We start from the raw sequence: 18,186 nt of genomic DNA, 5'->3' as shown, positions 1-18,186 counted from the left end.
GACCCTCCCGACCCTACCCACCCTTCCCGACCCTTCCCGCCCCTCCCGCCCCTTCCCACCCCTCCCGCCCACTCTCCCGCCTCGCCGCCCCTTCCCCCCCTCCGCGTTGATCAAGGAGTTTGTGTCCTCGTCAGCGTCCAATCCCGACACAAACTCCTTGATCACCGCTCGGAGTCGCCTGGAGGCGCGTGTCTCGACCGGGCCACCCCGTCCAGCACGGCGGGCGAGCGCCACGGCCCGGGCAGGCCGGAATGTGGACTGCATGTCTCGCGTGGCGGGAGACGGGCGGCCATCTGCGGCGATCTTGCACTTTGCGCCCGGGCGGATGGGCCATTCGCGACATCCACGGGGCAGCAAGTGCAAGATCGCGGGCCGGGGTGGGCGCAGGCGGGCCTGGGGCGGGGTGCGGGGCGGCGTCGCGGGCGGGGGCGGCTTGGGTCAGGCGGGGTGGTCCGGGGTGGCGCGTTCGGCGGCTCGGACCGCTTCGGCGTACGCCAACGTGGCCCGCCGCAGCGCGGCCTCCGGATCGATACCGGCCTGCCGGGCGGCGGCGACAGTGGCCAACAGGCTCGCGCCGAGCCGGGCCTCCGGATCCACCTGCGACTCGGCCAGCGGGGGCGGCACGGCGAGGCCGACCCGGCCGGCCCGATCCAGGATCTTCGCGGCCAGCGAGAGCGCGGGCTGGCTCAGCGCGATGCCGTCGAGCACCGAGTCGCGGGTCTTCTCGGCCCGCTTGATCCGCTCCCAGTTCGCCTCGATCTCCTCGATCGAGCCGGCCGGCGCGCCGGAGAACACGTGCGGGTTGCGCCGGACCATCTTGTCGACCAGGGTGCCCGCGACGTCGTCGACGGTCCAGCTCTCGCCCTCCGGCAGGTTCTCCGCCAGCCGGGCGTGCAGCAGCACCTGGAGCAGCACGTCACCCAGTTCCTCGCGGAGCGCGTCGGTGTCGTCGGCGCTGATCGCGTCGTACGCCTCGTAGCACTCCTCCAGCAGGAAACCCGCCAGGGTGCGGTGGGTCTGCGCCCGCTTCCACGGATCGCCGCCCGGGGAGGCCAGCCGGTCCATCACCTCGACCGCGTCGAGCAGCCGGGCACCGGGCGGATCCCACGAGCCGTACATCAGTTCCAGCTCGGCCAGGCCGGGCTCCCGGGCCAGCCGCAGCCCCAGCTCACGGGCCAGCGTCTCGTCGCCGGCCGGACCGGCCAGCCACACCGCCCCGCCGTGCGCCGACGCGGCGTCGAGCAGGGCCTGGGTCGCACCCTCGGTCACCACGCCCACGTCGGCGCCGGCCGCCCGGACCGCCCGGGTCAGCTCGCTCTCCGCACCGGCGAGGACCGGTGCGGAGCGTACGGCGTCCCACGCGGCCGAGGTCAGCAGGCCGGCGGGGAGCCGGGGTGAGGTGACGAGCAGGACGATGCGCGCGGTCATGCGGCTCCGGGAGCCGGCGAGTCACCGGCCGGCGCCTCCGGCGTCGAGATGTCGGTGACCGGGCCGTCCTGGTCGACGTACGGCAGGGAGTAGAAAACGAGCGACTGGCCGGTGTTGACCAGCGACGGCACACCGGTGACCCCGAAGCGCGGGTTGACGCGGACGTCCGACTTCTCGGCCTGCTCCTGAAGCGCGTTACTGAGGGCCGTGGCGCTACGCACGAAACCGGCCTCGCCGAACGCCTGCCGCACCTCGGCGACGCTCAGGCCCGGCTGGATCGCCCCGGTCTTCTCGATGGCACGGTAGACGGCCATCAGGGACTCGTCGCTGAGGTCGGCCGGAGGCAGGCTCTGCTGGAGCGTGGCGGAGAGGTCGACCCACTCACCCCACAGCTTCGTGTACTCGGTGGTCGCCGGCATGCGGAGCTGCTGCTGGAGCTGCTCCGGGGCGACCTCGTCGGTGACCTGGAGGCCCTTGTCGGCCGCCACACGCTTGCCCAGGTCGAGCGCGACCAGCAGGTTCAGCACGTCCTGCCGGGTCACCGGGGACCGCAGTTCCTCCGGCGACGGCGTCTGCGGGGCCTGGGTACGGACCGCGTCCGCGTACTGCCGCTGCGCGTCCTCGTAGATCGCGTCGACCCGGTCGACGGAGTACCGGGTGTCGCCGACGTAGGCGGCGACGTCCGGGGCGGATCGGCCACAGGCGGCGAGAGAGAGCGCGGCGAGGGCCGCGACGCTGACGGCGACGAGGGAACGGCGAGCACGCATGAGGGTCACTCTCTCACGCCGAGTACCAGCCTGTGACTCCGCCCACCTCATCGCGCACCCACCGCTCGGCTGGCAACACCGGCCAGCTCCTCGGGCTCGCCGGGTCACCTTCCGCTCGCCACTGCGGGGCTGGCAACACCGGCCAGCTCCTCGGGCTTGCCGGGTCACCTTCCGCTCGCCACTGCGGGGCTGGCAACACCGGCCAGCTCCTCGGGCTTGCCGAGAACGTCGGCCAGGAGTTGCCCGCACCACTCCAGCAACGCCTGGTCGCGCAGCGGCTCGCCGCCGATCCGCCGGGTGCTCGGCCGGGGCACGCTGACCTGGTCGAGCGCCTGCTTGTAGACCGAGTCCGGGTGGTAGCGCTTGAGCCGCATCTGCTTCGAGTCGGGTAGCGGCAGCGGGCCGAACCGGATGTGCTTGCCCTGCATCGACACGTCGGTCAGCCCGTAGCGGCGGGCCAGCAGCCGGAACCGCGCCACCGCGACCAGGTTCTGCACCGGCGCGGGCGGCTCGCCGTACCGGTCGGTCATCTCGGCGACCACCTCGCGCAGGCGTTCGGAGTCACGGGCCTCGGCGAGCTTGCGGTACATCTCCAGACGCAGCCGCTCCACCGACACGTAGTCGTGCGGCAGGTGCGCGTCGATCGGCAGATCAATACGGACCTCCGCCGCCATATCGCCAGACTCCGCGCTCTCCCCCTTGAAGGCGGACACCGCCTCGCCGACCATCCGCACGTACAGGTCGAAGCCGACGCCCTCGATGTGGCCGGACTGCTCACCGCCGAGCAGGTTGCCGGCGCCGCGGATCTCCAGGTCCTTCATCGCCACGTACATGCCCGCGCCGAGTTCGGTGTGCTGGGCGATGGTGGCGAGCCGCTCGTGCGCGTTCTCGGTGAGCGGCTTCTCCGGCGGGTAGAGGAAGTACGCGTACGCCCGCTCCCGGCCCCGGCCGACCCGGCCGCGGATCTGGTGCAGCTGGGCCAGGCCGAGCAGGTCGGCCCGCTCCACGATGAGCGTGTTGGCGTTCGGGATGTCGATGCCTGATTCGACGATCGTGGTGCAGACCAGGACGTCGAACTCCTTCTCCCAGAAGCCGACCATCACCTTCTCCAGCGCCTCCTCGCCCATCTGGCCGTGCGCCACCGCGACCCGGGCCTCCGGCACCAGCTCCCGCAGCCTGCGGGCCGTCTTCTCGATCGACTCGACCCGGTTGTGCAGGTAGAAGACCTGGCCGTCGCGCAGCAGCTCACGGTGGATGGAGGCGGCCACTTGCCGGTCGTCGTACGCGCCGACGAACGTGAGCACCGGGTGCCGCTCCTCCGGCGGGGTGGCGATGGTGGACATCTCCCGGATGCCGGTGATCGCCATCTCCAGCGTGCGCGGGATCGGGGTGGCCGACATGGCGAGCACGTCGACCGCGGCGCGCAGCGTCTTCAGGTGCTCCTTGTGCTCGACGCCGAACCGCTGCTCCTCGTCGATGATCACCAGCCCGAGGGACTTGAACCGGGTGGACGCCTGGAGCAGCCGGTGGGTGCCGATGACGATGTCGACGGTGCCGGCGGCGGCCATCTCCAGCGTCTGCTCGGTCTCCTTCGGCGTCTGGAACCGGGACAGCTGCCGGATCGACACCGGGAACTGGCTCATCCGCTCGGCGAACGTGTTGTAGTGCTGCTGCACCAGCAGCGTGGTCGGCACCAGCACGGCCACCTGCTTGCCGTCCTGCACCGCCTTGAACGCCGCCCGGACCGCGATCTCGGTCTTGCCGTAGCCCACGTCGCCGCAGATCAGCCGGTCCATCGGGACGGTCTGCTCCATGTCCCGCTTGACCTCCTCGATGGCGGCCAGCTGGTCGGGCGTCTCCTGCCAGGGGAACGCGTCCTCCAGCTCCCGCTGCCACGGGGTGTCGGGGCCGAAGTTGTGCCCCTTCGACGCCTTGCGCGCGGCGTAGAGCTGGATGAGCTGCGCGGCGATCTCACGGACCGCCTTGCGGGCCCGGGCCTTGGACTTCTGCCAGTCCGAGCCGCCCATCTTGTGCAGCGTGGGCTGCTCGCCGCCGACGTAGCGGGAGAGCTGGTCGAGCTGGTCGGTGGGGACGAACAGGCGGTCGCCGGGCTGGCCGCGCTTGCTCGGCGCGTACTCGATGACCAGGTATTCGCGGCTCGCACCGTTGACCGTGCGCTGCACCAGCTCGACGTACCGGCCGATGCCGTGCTGCTCGTGCACCACGTGGTCGCCGGCCTTCAGCTCCAGCGGGTCGATGGTGTTGCGCCGCCGGCTGGGCATCTTGCGCATGTCGCGGGTGGAGGTGCCCCGGCCGCCGGTGACGTCGTTGCCGGTGAGCAGCACGAACTTCGACGCCTCGTCGACGAAACCGGCGGTCAGGCAGCCGCACGACACGAGCAGTTCGCCAGGTGCGGGCGCGGTGGGCACCTCCTCGGTGAGCCGCGCGCCGAGCCCGGCGTCGCGGAGCACCTCGATGGCCCGCTGGGCGGGGCCGTGCCCCTCGAACACGAGCGCGATCGACCAGCCCTCACCGGCCCAGCGCAACAGGTCGTCGACCACCCGGGCGGTCTCGCCGTGGTAGAGCGGAGCCGGCTGGGCGGCCAGGCTCACCGCGATGGCGTCGTCGGGGGTGACGTCGACAGCGGCCGGCTCGTCCTCCCAGGGCTGCCGGGCCGGTGCCGCGTCTGCCTCGACCAGGCCGAACGGCGCGAGCGTCCACCAGGGCTGGCGCAGGGCGCGGGCCGCCGTGCGTACCTCGGCCAGGGTCTTGAAGGCGGCGGCGCCGAGGTCGACCGGGGCCTGGCCGCCGACGGCGGCCGCGGCCCAGCTGGCCTGGAGGAACTCCTCCGAGGTACGGACCAGGTCGTGCGCGCGGGTGCGGATGCGCTCGGGGTCGCAGAGGAGTACGTGGGTGCCGGCCGGCATGCAGTCGATGAGCAGTTCCAGCGCGTCGGCACCGATCAGGGCGGGGGCCAGTGACTCCATGCCCTCGACCGGGATGCCCTCGGCCAGCTTGTCCAGGATCTCGGCCAGCTCGAGGTGCTCGGCGGCGAGCGCGGCGGCCCGCTCCCGCACCGCCGGGGTCAGCAGCAACTCCCGGCACGGCGGCGCCCAGAGCTGCGCTACGCCCTCGATGGTGCGCTGGTCCGCTACCGCGAACGTGCGGATCTCCTCCACCTCGTCGCCCCAGAACTCGACCCGGGACGGGTGCTCGTCGGTGGGCGGGAAGACGTCCAGGATGCCGCCGCGTACCGCGAACTCGCCGCGCTTGGTGACCAGGTCGACCCGGGCGTACGCCATGTCGGTGAGCCGGCGGGCGACGTCCTCCAGGTCGGCCTCGTCCCCGGCGGCGAGCTGCACCGGTTCCAGGTCGCCGAGGCCCTTGAGCTGCGGCTGGAGCAGTGACCGGACGGGCGCGACGACGACCCGCAGCGGCCCGGTGCGGCCGTGCGCGTCGGCGGCGTCCGGGTGGGCGAGCCGGCGCAGCACGGCGAGGCGCCGCCCGACCGTGTCGGAGCGGGGCGACAGGCGCTCGTGCGGCAGCGTCTCCCAGGACGGGAAGACCGCCACCTGCTCCGGCGGCAGCAGGCTGCCCAGCGCGGAGGCCAGGTCGTCGGCCTCGCGGGTGGTGGCGGTGACCGCGAGCACCGGGCGGCCCGCGCCGCCGGCCGGCTCGTCGGCGGCGACGGCTGCGACCGCGAACGGGCGCAGCGCGGCCGGGCCGGTCAGGTCGAGCCCGTCGACCTGTGCGGCACCGGAGCGCGCCAGGTCACGCGCCCGGGCCAACCCCGGGTCGGCCAGGGCGGCGGAGAAGAGTCCGGTGAGCATCAGTGATCACTTCCAGCGGATCGACACACGACGACGACCCCGCGTCCAGCCGGACGGGGGGTGCACCGTTCGAGCCTATCCCCCTCCACCGACGAACCGGGCCCACCCGATCTTCGATCTTGACCGGCCGCGACCGGACGTGGTGCGGTGGACGGATGGTCGAGTATCGGACGGTCTTCGACGCGGAGGTGGTTTTCTCCAACGGCGGCGGTCTGCGCACCGACGGGTTCCGGCTGGACGTGCCGCACCCGGACGTCACCGACGACGAGGTGGCCGCACTGCTGGTCCGGCACCTCGGGCTGCTCATGGTCGGCGAGGTACGGATCACCAACCGGACCGTCGTCGAGGAGCCGCACAAGGGCGGGCGCGGCGTCGAGCCCCCGGTCTCCGGCGGCCGGCGGCTGGTCGAGCTGAGTCACGTGATCACCGATGGGATGGTCACGCTGCCCGGCTGGCCCGCTCCGAAGGTCACCGAGTGGCTGACCCGGGAGGCGTCCCGGGGGCGGTACGCGCCGGGTGTCGAGTTCCACGTCGCGCGGATCGACATGATCGCCAACACCGGCACGTACGTGGACACGCCGTCGCACCGCTTCGCCGACGGCCCGGACCTGACCGGGGTGCCGCTGGACCGCCTCGCCGACCTGCCCGGCCTGGTGGTACGCGTGCCGGCCGGCACCCGGGCGGTGGACCGGCTGATGCTCGCCCCGTACGACGTGGCCGGGTGCGCGGTGCTGCTGCACACCGGCTGGGACGAGCGTTTCGGCACCGACGCGTACGCCGCCGCGGAGGCGCCCTACCTGACCGGTGACGGCGCGCAGTGGCTGGTCGAGTCGGGCGCGGCGCTCGTCGGCATCGACTCGATCAACATCGACGACATGACTCCGGCCGCTGCGGGTCAGCGCCCGGCGCACACCGGCCTGCTGGCCGCCGGGGTGCCGATCGTGGAGCACCTGACCGGCCTGGACGCGCTGCCCCCGACCGGCTTCCGGTTCACCGCCGCCCCGCCGCGGGTCGCCGGAATGGGCACGTTCCCGGTCCGCGCCTTCGCGATCGTCTGATCCCGCTCCGCAAGATCCACTCCAGTGCGCCGAGGTGGCGGGGATCAGCGCCCGCCGACGCCGCCACCTCGGCGAGGCGGAGTGGATCTTTCGTGTCTCGCGCACGCTGCCCGCCGTCCGCCCGCACCCCGGCCAGCGGGTCGAGTCGCAAAGGGTGGCGGGTGGAACGCCACGGGTGCCACAGCAGACCGGAGACACCCATGACGTTCCATCCAGCCGGTGAAACGGCGGTGGGTGGAACGTCATGGGTGCCAAACCGGGCCGGAGAGACACATGACGTTCCACCCACCCGCAGGGAGCGGCGGATGGAGCGGCGCGGCTGCCAGGAGAGGGCTGCCGGGTCGAGTCGGTGGAGCAGGCGCTGGAGGCGCGACAAGTTGACCGAGCGCACCGAACTCTGCGCCGAGTTCGACGTCCCCGGCGCAGGTGCCCTCGGGCGGGGCTCAGTAGCGCACGGCGATCCGGCGCTCGACCGCGTCCACCCGGATCTCGCCGCCGTACGGGATGATCAGCTGGGGGTCGGTGTGGCCCAGGTCGACGTCGAAGACCACCACCGGGTCGTCGGTGTACGGCCCGATCGCCCGCAGGATCGCCTCCCGCTGGTCGGCGGCCCAGGACAGCCGCTCCGCCACGGAGTGCGGCCGGTCGAAGTCCCACGCCTTGGGGCGGCCGGCCACGATCGCGGGGAAGCCGGCGAGCAGCCCGCGCTCGCCCAGGTTGCGCACGATCCGGAAGACCTCCTCGGCCGGCGGCATCTCCTCCGAGGTCTCGACGACCAGCACCGAGCCGGCCAGCTCGGCGGCGGACGGCACCCGGTCGGCCGCCGCCAGCCAGTGCAGGATCTCCAGGTTGCCGCCCCAGGTCCGGCCCTGCACCACCTCGGCCGGGCCGTGCCAGCGCCAGCCCTCGGACGGGTACATCGGCGGCTCCTCGGCCAGCGTGGCCGGGTCGCGCCAGTCGCACGGCTCGTCGCCCCACTCGGGAGCGGCGGTCAGCTCGTACCAGCCGGTGGTGAACAGCGCGGCCCGCAGCGAGTCGAGCGAGAGGGGGTGCGGCTTGCCGGAGCGCCCGAGGTGCACCAGCACCGAGCCGCCGTGGTAGCCGACCACGCCCAGCCGGTACAGGTGGTTGAGCACGTTGGTGTTGTCCGAGTAGCCGAAGTACGGCTTCGGGTTGGCCCGCAGCACGTCGTCGTCCAGGTAGGGAGTGACGGTGATCAGGTCGTCCCCGCCGACTGTGGCCAGCACGGCGGTGATCGTCGGGTCGGCGAACGCGGCGGTCAGGTCACGCGCCCGGTCGCGCGGGTTGGCGCCCATGACCCGGGTGGTCGGATATTCCACCGGTTCCAGCCCCAGCTCGTCGCGGAGCCGGCGCAGCCCCAGCTCGTACACGTGGGGGAAGAGACCCGGCAGGCCGGCGGAGGGTGAGACGACCGCGACGCGGTCGCCCGGCTGCGGTTTGGCGGTATAGACAGGCACCGTCATGGCCCGACGCTATCGGCCCGGGCCAGCGGTTTTCGCCCGACGAAACCCCACGAGCCGGGCATATGCCCGCAATAGGCTGAGGCCGTGGACGACGAGCCGGAGCTGCGTACCCGGGACTGGCTGCCGCGAACGGCGGCGCTGATCCTCGGCACCCTGGCGCTGGCGAGCGCGTTCATCGCCGCCTACGTCGGCGCCCTGCACAAGCCGGACCCGCGCGACGTGCCGGTCGCCGTCGTCACGAGCGACCAGCAGGCCCAGGCCGTGATGTCCGCCGTCCGCGCCCGCACCGACACGGTCGAACCCGTCGGGTACGACAGCCGCGACGCCGCCTTCGGCGGCCTCAACGACCGGTCCGTGTACGCGGTGCTCAGCTCCGCCCCCGGCGGCGGCCTGACGCTCGCCACCGCCAGCGCGGGCGCGCCCGCCGCCACCGAACTCGTCACCGACGTGTTCACCGAGGCGGCCCGGCAGGCCGGCGTGCCGCTGGAGGTCACCGACGACGTTCCCGTCTCCGCCGACGACCCGCGCGGCCTGGTCCCGTTCTACCTGGCCGTCGGCGTGGTGCTCGGCGGCTACCTGGCGTCCACGGCGCTCGGCATCTCGCTCGGCACCAGCCCGCGCGACCTGCGCCGGGCCGGGCTGCGGATCGCCACGCTCGCGGTGCACGCGATCCTGCTCGGCGTCATCGGGGCGATCCTGGTCGGACCGGTGCTCGGCGTGTTCCCCGATCAGGTGGCGACGGTGGCGGTGGTCGGCGCGCTCGCCGCGTTCGCGGCCGGGATGGTCGCCGCCGCCGTCCAGGGCTGGCTCGGACTGCTCGGCACCGGCATCGTGATCCTGCTGCTCGTGGTGCTCGGCAACCCCGGCTCCGGCGGCATCTACGCGCCCGAGTTCCTGCCGCCGTTCCTGCGCGGGATGCACCGCTGGAACGTGCCCGGCCTGGCCACCGACCTGTTCAAGTCGGCCATCTACTTCGACTGGCGCGGCGGCGGCTGGGCACTGACCGGACTGCTGGTCTGGGTGGTCGCCGGGCTGGCCGGTCTGCTCACCGCGACGCCGTTCCGCGCCCGCCGCCGAATCCAGCCGGATCGGCACGCCGTCAAGCAGGGCTGACCTCCGGGTCGTCCCAGAGTGCAGATCATCACGCCGTCCCCCTCCTGTCCGCCGGGGCCGCGCGGATACCATCCAGAGGAGTCGGACAGCGCTGTCCTTCGTCCTCGCGTAAGGAGCGCAACCGTGACCGACCAGCACGACCACGACGGCCCCGACGCCGCTCTCCGGGCCGACATCCGCCGCCTCGGCACGCTGCTCGGGCAGACCCTCGCCCGTCAGGAGGGCCGCCCGCTGCTCGACCTGGTCGAGGAGATCCGCGCCCAGGTCCGATCCGACGCGCCGGCCGCGGCCCAGCGCCTCGCCGGGCTCGACGTCACCACCGGCACGAAACTGGCCCGCGCCTTCTCCACCTACTTCCACCTGGCGAACATCACCGAGCAGGTGCACCGCGCCCGGGACCTGCGCCGCCGCCGGGCGACCCACGGCGGCTGGCTGGACCAGGCGGCCAAGATGATCGCCGAGCGGGGCGTACCGGCCGAGGAGATCGCCGCCGCGGCCCGGCGGCTGGCCGTGCGCCCGGTCTTCACCGCCCACCCCACCGAGGCCGCCCGCCGGTCCATCCTGTCCAAGCTGCGCGCGGTCGCCGACGAGCTGGACACCGAGACCGCCAACGCGATCCTGTACGGCGCCAGCGACGAGGGCCCGGCGAACCGCCGCCTGGCCGAACTGCTCGATCTCATGTGGCAGACCGACGAGCTGCGGCTCGACCGGCCGGACCCGACCGACGAGGCGCGCAACGCGATCTACTACCTGCGCGACCTGTACGCCGAGGCCGCGCCCCAGGTCCTCGACGACCTCGCCGACACGCTGCGCACGCTCGGCGTGGAGACGTCGCCGACGTCGCGCCCGCTGAGCTTCGGCACCTGGATCGGCGGCGACCGCGACGGCAACCCGTTCGTCACACCGGTGGTCACCCGCGAGGTGCTGCGCATCCAGCACGAGCACGGCATCGCCGCCACCGAGAAGGCGATGGACGAGCTGATCACCGAGGTCAGCGTCTCCCGGCGGCTGCGCGCGGTGTCGCTCGACCTGTCCGCCAGCCTGGCCAAGGACCTGGACGCGCTGCCCGAGGTGGCGCCCCGGTTCCGCCGGGTCAACGCGGAGGAGCCGTACCGGCTCAAGGCGCGGTGCGTGAAGGCGAAGCTCGCCAACACCCGGGAGCGGCTGCGGGCCGACACCCCGCACGTGCCGGGCCGGGACTACCGGGGCTCGACCGAGCTGATCGCCGACCTGGAGCTGCTGCGCGCGTCGCTGGCCCGCAACTCCGGCCAGCTCACCGCCGTGGGGCGGCTCGCCTCGGCCATCCGTACGGTGTCCGCGTTCGGCCTGCACCTGGCCACCATGGACATCCGGGAGCACGCGGAGAAGCACCACGAGGTGCTGGCCCAGCTCTACGAGGCGGTCGGCGAGGTGTCCGACTACCCGGCGCTGTCCCGGCTGGAGCGCACCAAGCTGCTCGCCGACGAGCTGACCGGCCGCCGTCCCCTCTCCACCCAGGACAGCCCGCTCACCGAGTCGGCCCGCAAGACGTTCGACGTGTTCGCGGCGATTCGCGAGGCGCAGGACCGGTTCGGCCCCGAGGTCATCGAGTCGTACATCATCTCGATGACGCTCGGCGTGGACGACGTGCTCGCCGCCGTGGTGCTGGCCCGCGAGGCCGGCCTGGTGGACGTGCACTCGGGGCGCGCCCGCATCGGCATCGTGCCGCTGCTGGAGACCCCGGCCGAGCTGAACACCGGTGGTGAGCTGCTGGACGAGATGCTGTCGCTGCCCGCGTACCGGGCGCTCGTGGCGGCCCGGGGCGACGTGCAGGAGGTGATGCTCGGCTACTCCGACTCCAACAAGGAGGCGGGCATCACCACCAGCCAGTGGTCCATCCACCGGGCGCAGCGCGCGCTGCGGGACGTGGCCGCGCGGCACGGCGTACACCTGCGGTTGTTCCACGGCCGGGGCGGCACCGTCGGCCGTGGTGGCGGGCCCACGCACGACGCGATCCTGGCCCAGCCGTACGGCACGCTCGACGGCGCGATCAAGGTGACCGAGCAGGGCGAGGTCATCTCCGACAAGTACACGCTGCCGGCGCTGGCCCGGGAGAACCTGGAGCTGACGGTGGCCGCCGTGCTCCAGGCCACGCTGCTGCACACCGCGCCGCGGCAGCCGGCCGAGATGCTGGAGCGCTGGGACGCGACGATGGACGTCGTCTCGGAGTCGGCGTTCCGGTCGTACCGGTCGCTGGTCGAGGACCCGGACCTGCCCGCGTACTTCTGGGCCTCCACCCCGACCGAGCTGCTCGGCGCGCTGAACATCGGCTCCCGGCCGGCGAAGCGCCCGAACACCGGCGCCGGCCTGTCCGGCCTGCGCGCCATCCCGTGGGTGTTCGGCTGGACGCAGACCCGGCAGATCGTGCCGGGCTGGTTCGGCGTGGGCTCGGGTCTGGCCGCCGCGCGGGCGGCCGGGCTGGCCGACGTGCTCGCCGAGATGAACCGGAACTGGCACTTCTTCCGCACGTTCCTGTCGAACGTCGAGATGATGCTGACCAAGACCGACCTGACCATCGCCCGGCGGTACGTGGAGACGCTGGTGCCGAAGAAGCTGCACCCGATCTTCGACAAGATCGAGCAGGAGTACGAGCTGACCAAGCAGGAGGTGCTGGCGATCACCGCCGCACCGGCGCTGCTGGACAACTCGCCGGTGCTGCAGCGCACGCTCGCCGTGCGGGACACCTACCTGGAGCCGCTGCACCACCTCCAGGTGGCGTTGCTGCGGCAGTACCGCGAATCCGGCGCGGCCGGGCGGGCGGTGGTGACCGCGCCGGGCGGGCGGCGGGCCCCGAACGACGGGACCGCGCTGGAGCGGGCGCTGCTGACCACTGTCAACGGCATCGCCGCCGGCATGCGCAACACCGGCTGAGGTGTAAGGAAGGGCCCCCTCTTAACGCCTCGTGCATAGGAGGGGGCCCTTTTTAACGCCTGCGACCGGCGCACGGCGCGGGCTAGAAGTCGCCGCCGCCGAAGTCACCACCGAAGTCCCCGCCACCGAAGCCACCGAAGTCGCCCCCGCCACCGAAGTCGCCGCCGCCGAAGTCGCCGCCCTGGTCGCCGCCACCCATGTCGCCGCCCTGGTCACCGAAGTCCTGACCGTCGCCGAACCCCTCCTGGTAGCCGGCGCCGTACCCGGGGTCGGCGAACGCGGGTGAGAACAGCGCATCAGCGATCAGAAGACCACCGACCACGCCGACGCCCGCGCCGAGTGCGGTCTTCCACCACGGCGTGGAGTACCAGCCGGCCGGCACCGGCCGCCCCTGGAACCGGCCACCCGGGTAGTAGTAGGGCGTCGCGTTCCCCGGCTGCGGGCCGGCCCGGAACGTCTGCCCCTGCACGTCGACCTCGCGCTCCTTGGTGAGCGCGCCCGCGCCCTGCGCGGCGGCCAGCGGCGGCAGCTCCGGGCCCGGGTCGATGCCCATCGCGGTCCGCGCCGCCCGGATGTACGCCAGCCCCTCCAGCGCGGTCTCCCGGGCCAGCCCGAACTGGCGCGGCGTGGTCGCCTGTTCCAGCTGCGAACCGGCGGCGTTGTACCGCTCACCGGCGTCGGCGAGCGCCTGCCGGACCGCCGGGGCCTCGCCGTGCAGGTTCATCAGCTGGCCGCCGAGCCGCTCGTACCAGCGCTGCGCCTCGGCGCGGGCGTCGGCCAGCTCGTTGGCCTGACGGGATCTGCTCCCCCGGCGCCAGAGCACGAAGGCACCCCCGAGCAGCAGAATCAGGACCAGCCACAACGCGAATTCCATGACTCGAACGTACCCACCGGGCGCCCGTCGTACCCGTTTGGCAAGCTCTTGGCCATGAGCTTTGCGACGCTGGCCGTGGTGGTGCTCTGCCTCGCCGCGGGCGGCGCGGTGGGCTGGCTGGCCGCCCGGGCGCGGGCCGCGGCGGACATCGCCCGCCTGGAGGCGACGCTGGCCGCCACCCAGGCCGGCGAGGGCCGGCTGGAGCAGTCCATGCGGGCGCTCAGCTACGAGGCCACCGCACAGTCCCAGGAGGCGGTGGCCCGCGCGGTCGCGCCGCTGCACGACACGCTGCGCCGCTACGAGCAGCGGGTGGCCGAACTGGAGCGGGACCGGGTCGACGCGTACGCCGAGCTGCGCGAGCAGGTGCGGTCCATGAGCGCCGTCTCCGGCGAGCTGCGCACCGAGACCAAGCAGCTGGTCGCCGCGCTGCGCGCGCCGCAGGTGCGGGGCCGCTGGGGTGAGCACCAGCTCCGCCGGATCGTCGAGGCCGCCGGCATGCTCGAACACTGCGACTTCAGCGAGCAGGTCACCGCCGCGACCGACCACCAGGGGGTACGCCCCGATCTGGTGGTACGCCTGCACGGCGGCCGGACGGTCGTGGTGGACGCGAAGGCGCCGTTCGACGCGTACCTGACCGCGATGGAGGCGCGCGACGAGCGGGGCCGCGACACCCACCTGGACGCGCACGCCCGGCACCTGCGCGCGCACGTGGACGGCCTGGCCGCCAAGTCCTACTGGTCGGCGTTCGACCAGACACCCGAGTTCGTGGTGCTGTTCGTGCCGGCGGACCCGTTCCTCGACGTGGCACTGCAACGCGACCCGTCTCTGCTGGAACACGCGTTCGCCCGCAACGTGGTGCTGGCCACGCCGGCCACGCTGGTGGCGCTTCTGCGCACGGTGGCCTACTCGTGGCGGCAGGAGGCGCTGGCCCGCAACGCCGCCACGGTCCACTCGCTGGCCCGCGAGCTGTACGGGCGGCTGTCCACTCTGGGCGACCACGTCGGCAAGCTCGGCAGTTCGCTGAGCGGGGCGGTGACGGCCTACAACCGGGCGGTGGGCTCGCTGGAGGCGCGGGTGCTCGTCAGCGCCCGCAAACTGGCCGAGCTGGGCGTCTCGGACGACGAGCTGGACGCGCCGGCGCAGGTCGAGCTGGCGCCGAGGCAGCCGCAGGCACCGGAGCTGCTCGGCTCGCCGTCCACATCGGCCGAAAGGTCGACGGACGTCGACGCCTAACACGGCACACGTGACGATGTAGACCGATCCGTGTCACGGACTGGTCACAAACCCGATCCGGGTAGTGACACATGGCGTCGTGACACGCAGGATCACCGTCACACGTGCCCTGCCCCTCAAGGGCCCTGTTCTCTGGAGGAAGAGAACGTTGAGTAAACCCCGCACGCGCAGCCGGCGACCGTCCGCCGCGCTCCTGGCCTCGGTTCTCGCGGCCGGTGCCCTGACCGTGGGAGGTGGCGCCGGCACCGCGAGCGCCGCCCCCGCCACCCAACCCTCGCAGCCGACCGCCGCGAAGGCACTGGGCGCACACGACGCCAAGCTGCTCGACGAGGCCGAGGCGAAGAACGCGCCGACCGTCACGATGATCATCGCGGCGAAGAAGGGCTCGGCCAAGAAGGTCGTCGACGGCCTGACCGGCCTGGGCGCCACCGTCAGCCAGCGGTACGACCAGATCGGCTACGTGCTGGCCAAGGTCCCCACCGCGAAGGCGCTCAAGGCCGCCACGCTGCCGGGTGTCTCCGCCGTCGACCTGGACGAGACGATCAAGCTCCCCGACCCGGCGCCGGAGGCGGCTCCGAAGGGCGCGAAGACCGCCGCCCAGGCCCAGGCGACGGCCGGGCCGGGTGGTGACACCGGTGCGGTGAACCCGTACATGCCGACCAGCGAGACCGGCGCGGAGGCGTTCAAGGCCGCGAACCCGGCGTGGGACGGCCGCGGGGTCACCATCGGCATCATGGACTCCGGTGTGGACCTCGACCACCCGGCGCTCCAGCAGACCACCACCGGCGAGCGCAAGATCGTCGACTGGGTCACCGCCACCGACCCGCTGGAGGACGCCTCCTGGCGGCCGATGCTCACCGAGGTCAGCGGCCCGACGTTCACCACCTCGCTCGGCACGTGGACCGCGCCGGCCGGCAACTACCGCTTCAACGTCTTCCGCGAGAACATCACCGCGAACAGCGACGCGCGGGGTGACCTCAACCGCGACGGCGACACCACCGACTTCTGGGGCGTGCTCTACAACCCCGCCACCGGTGACGTGCGCGTCGACGCGAACCAGAACAACGACTTCACCGACGACGAGGTGATGCGGCCGTACAAGGAGCGGTTCCAGGTCGGCCGCTTCGGCACCGACAACCCGGCCACCGCCGTGCGGGAGCAGATCCCGTTCGTGGTCGAGTACCGGCGCAACGTCAACACGGCGCCGGTCGGCGGCCCCGGTCTGGTCGACTACGTCAACATCGGCATCGTCGAGAGCACCCACGGCACCCACGTCGCCGGCATCACCGCCGCCAACGACATGCTGGGTAACAGCGCCTTCGACGGCGCCGCCCCGGGCGCCAAGCTGGTCTCCGCCCGCGCCTGCTCGTGGGGTGGCGGCTGCACCGCGGCGGCGCTCACCACCGGCATGGCCGACCTGGTGATCAACCGTAGGGTCGACGTGGTGAACATGTCGATCGGCGGTCTTCCCGCGCTGAACGACGGCTCGAACGCCCGCGCGGTCCTCTACAACGACCTGATCAACATTTACGGCGTGCAGCTGTTCATCTCGGCCGGCAACTCCGGTCCGGGCGTGAACACGGTCGGTGACCCGTCGGTCGCCACCGACGTGGTCAGCGTCGCGGCGAGCATCAGCAAGGACACCTGGCTGGCCAACTACGGCTCGGTGGTCCGCAAGGGCAACGCGCTGTTCAACTTCTCCTCGCGCGGCCCGCGTGAGGACGGCGGCTTCAAGCCGAACATCGCCGCCCCCGGCTCGGCCATCTCCACCGCGCCGACCTGGCAGCCGGGCAACGCGGTGCCGGAGGCGGGCTACCCGCTGCCCCCGGGCTACCAGATGCTCAACGGCACCTCGATGGCCGCGCCGCAGGCCGCCGGCGCCGCCGCGCTGCTGCTGTCGGCAGCCAAGGCGACCGGCAAGGGCGTGACCCCGGCCGCGCTGCGCCGGGCCGTCTTCACCTCGGCCAAGCCGATCACCGGCGTCCCGACGTACGCGCAGGGCTACGGCATGTTCAACGTGCCGGGCGCGTGGAAACTGCTCGCCAAGGGCGTGCCGACCCGCACCTACACCTCGGAGGCGGCGGTCTGCACCGAGCTGTCGCCGAACCTGACCCGCTACGACCGGGCCTCCGGCACGTTCGTGCCGACCCCGAACGTCGGCAGCGGCCTCTACAACCGCTGCGCCGCCGACCGGGGTGGCCAGAAGGTCAAGGAGAGCCGTCACTACGAGGTCAAGCTGACCCGGACCAGCGGCCCGAACAAGGGCATCAAGCACGAGGTCGCCTTCCGGGGCAACGACGGCACCTACAGCGCCCCGAAGGTGGTCTGGCTGCCGCTGAACAAGACCGTCACGGTCAAGGTGAAGGCCAAGCCGATGACGGCCGGCGCGCACGGCGCCATCATGACCGTCGACGACCCGGCCACCAACGTGGTCGACTTCGAGGTCGCCACCGTCGTGATCGCGTCGAACCCGGTGCCCGCTCCGGCGTACTCCTTCTCGGCCGAGGGCTCGGTCGAGCGGAACAGCTTCACCTCGTACTTCGTGACGGTGCCGCCGGGTGCGGGCGCGTTGCAGGTCAACCTGTCCGGCATCGCGACCGGCTCGCAGACCCGCTTCATCGCCATCAACCCGTACGGCGTGCCGGTCGAGAGCACCGCCAGCACCGCCTGCTACACCAACTTCTCCGACGCCGCGGTCTGCAAGCCGCAGGAGCGGGACTACCAGAACCCGCTGCCGGGTGTGTGGGAGATCGAGGTGGAGTCGCGTCGCACCTCGCCGGCGCTGGACAACCCGTTCCAGCTCCAGGCCCGCGTGCAGGGCGTCACTGTGGAGCCGGCCGTGGTCCAGCTCCCGTCGGTCACCGCGGGCACCCCGGCCCCGGTGAGCTGGAAGCTGACCAACGCCTTCGGCCCGGTCCAGGTGACCGGTGTCGGCGGTCCGCTGGCCAGCGTCCGTGCCGAGCGGCCGAGCATCGCCGAGGGCGACAGCCAGGAGTACGTGGTGGAGGTGCCCGAGGGCGCCACCTCGTTCACCGCCCGGATCGGCAACCCGTCCGACCTGAGCGCCGACCTGGACCTGACCGTCTTCCGCGGCACCACCCAGGTGGGGCAGGCCGCCGACGGTGACTCGGAGGAGGCCGTCACGCTGACGAACCCGATCCCGGGCACCTACCGGGTCGTGGTCGACGGTTACTCGGTGAGTGACCCGAGCACCGCGTACGACTACCGGGACTCGTTCGCGTCCCCGGCGCTGGGCACGCTCTCCGCGCCGTCCACGCCGCTGTCCCTGGCCAACGGCGCCACCGCCACCCTCACCGGTGCGGTGACCGCCCTGTCCACCCCGGCCGCCGGCCGGGAGCTGTACGGCGACATGGCCGTGACCACCACCGAGGGCGCTGTCGTCGGCCGCGGTTCGGTCGAGGTCCTCGCGGTCAACTGATCCGCTGACACGACGGAGCCCCGTCCCCTCTCGTAGGGGGCGGGGCTCCT

At 72.7% G+C, this 18,186-nt stretch carries 10 protein-coding genes; 5 read left to right on the top strand and 5 right to left on the bottom strand.

All coding sequences use genetic code 11. The features are described from left to right. Positions 1-438 precede the first annotated feature (438 nt). The 3 genes from C569_RS0112750 to mfd all read right to left on the bottom strand — a co-directional run bounded on the left by C569_RS0112750 (position 439) and on the right by mfd (position 6,025). On the bottom strand, positions 439-1,428 hold the full coding sequence (locus tag C569_RS0112750; RefSeq protein ID WP_018786169.1) for a nucleoside triphosphate pyrophosphohydrolase: 990 nt from the start codon (positions 1,426-1,428) through the stop codon (positions 439-441). After that, positions 1,425-2,195 (bottom strand): SurA N-terminal domain-containing protein, encoded by a 771-nt coding sequence (locus C569_RS0112745; RefSeq protein WP_018786168.1) that lies wholly within the window; start codon positions 2,193-2,195, stop codon positions 1,425-1,427. Before C569_RS0112745 ends, C569_RS0112750 begins: the two co-directional genes overlap by 4 nt. 164 nt (positions 2,196-2,359) lie before the next feature. Beyond that, positions 2,360-6,025 (bottom strand): transcription-repair coupling factor, encoded by a 3,666-nt coding sequence (gene mfd, locus C569_RS0112740; protein WP_018786167.1) that lies wholly within the window; start codon positions 6,023-6,025, stop codon positions 2,360-2,362. Positions 6,026-6,180: 155 nt separating this feature from the next. Between mfd and C569_RS0112735 the strand changes: the two genes are divergently transcribed. Continuing rightward, positions 6,181-7,083: a cyclase family protein gene (locus tag C569_RS0112735; RefSeq protein WP_018786166.1), complete on the top strand. Its 903-nt coding sequence runs from the start codon at positions 6,181-6,183 to the stop codon at positions 7,081-7,083. A gap of 443 nt (positions 7,084-7,526) precedes the next feature. Here the strand turns inward: C569_RS0112735 and C569_RS0112730 are convergent, their stop codons facing one another. Further along, complete coding sequence (locus tag C569_RS0112730; RefSeq protein WP_018786165.1) at positions 7,527-8,567, bottom strand: S66 peptidase family protein; 1,041 nt, start codon at positions 8,565-8,567, stop codon at positions 7,527-7,529. 84 nt (positions 8,568-8,651) lie between these two features. Between C569_RS0112730 and C569_RS0112725 the strand changes: the two genes are divergently transcribed. Together C569_RS0112725 and ppc are read left to right on the top strand one after the other, a co-directional pair. Further along, entirely contained in the window at positions 8,652-9,680 is a 1,029-nt protein-coding gene (locus C569_RS0112725; RefSeq protein WP_018786164.1) for a membrane protein, read from the top strand. A gap of 123 nt (positions 9,681-9,803) precedes the next feature. Continuing rightward, positions 9,804-12,590 (top strand): phosphoenolpyruvate carboxylase, encoded by a 2,787-nt coding sequence (ppc, locus tag C569_RS0112720; protein WP_018786163.1) that lies wholly within the window; start codon positions 9,804-9,806, stop codon positions 12,588-12,590. Between the two features lie 82 nt (positions 12,591-12,672). Here ppc and C569_RS0112715 read toward each other — a convergent pair whose 3' ends face one another. Continuing rightward, positions 12,673-13,464, bottom strand: coding sequence for a hypothetical protein (locus tag C569_RS0112715; RefSeq protein WP_018786162.1), 792 nt, complete (start codon positions 13,462-13,464; stop codon positions 12,673-12,675). Between the two features lie 54 nt (positions 13,465-13,518). On the opposite strand from C569_RS0112715, the gene C569_RS0112710 reads away from it, so the two are divergent. Beyond that, positions 13,519-14,697 (top strand): DNA recombination protein RmuC, encoded by a 1,179-nt coding sequence (locus C569_RS0112710; RefSeq protein WP_018786161.1) that lies wholly within the window; start codon positions 13,519-13,521, stop codon positions 14,695-14,697. Positions 14,698-14,845: 148 nt separating this feature from the next. Continuing rightward, positions 14,846-18,136 (top strand): S8 family serine peptidase, encoded by a 3,291-nt coding sequence (locus C569_RS0112705; RefSeq protein WP_018786160.1) that lies wholly within the window; start codon positions 14,846-14,848, stop codon positions 18,134-18,136. Positions 18,137-18,186: the final 50 nt, after the last annotated feature.

This window comes from Micromonospora sp. CNB394, assembly GCF_000374985.1.
GTDB lineage: Bacteria > Actinomycetota > Actinomycetes > Mycobacteriales > Micromonosporaceae > Micromonospora > Micromonospora marina.
This window is presented reverse-complemented; position numbering and strand designations above follow the sequence as displayed.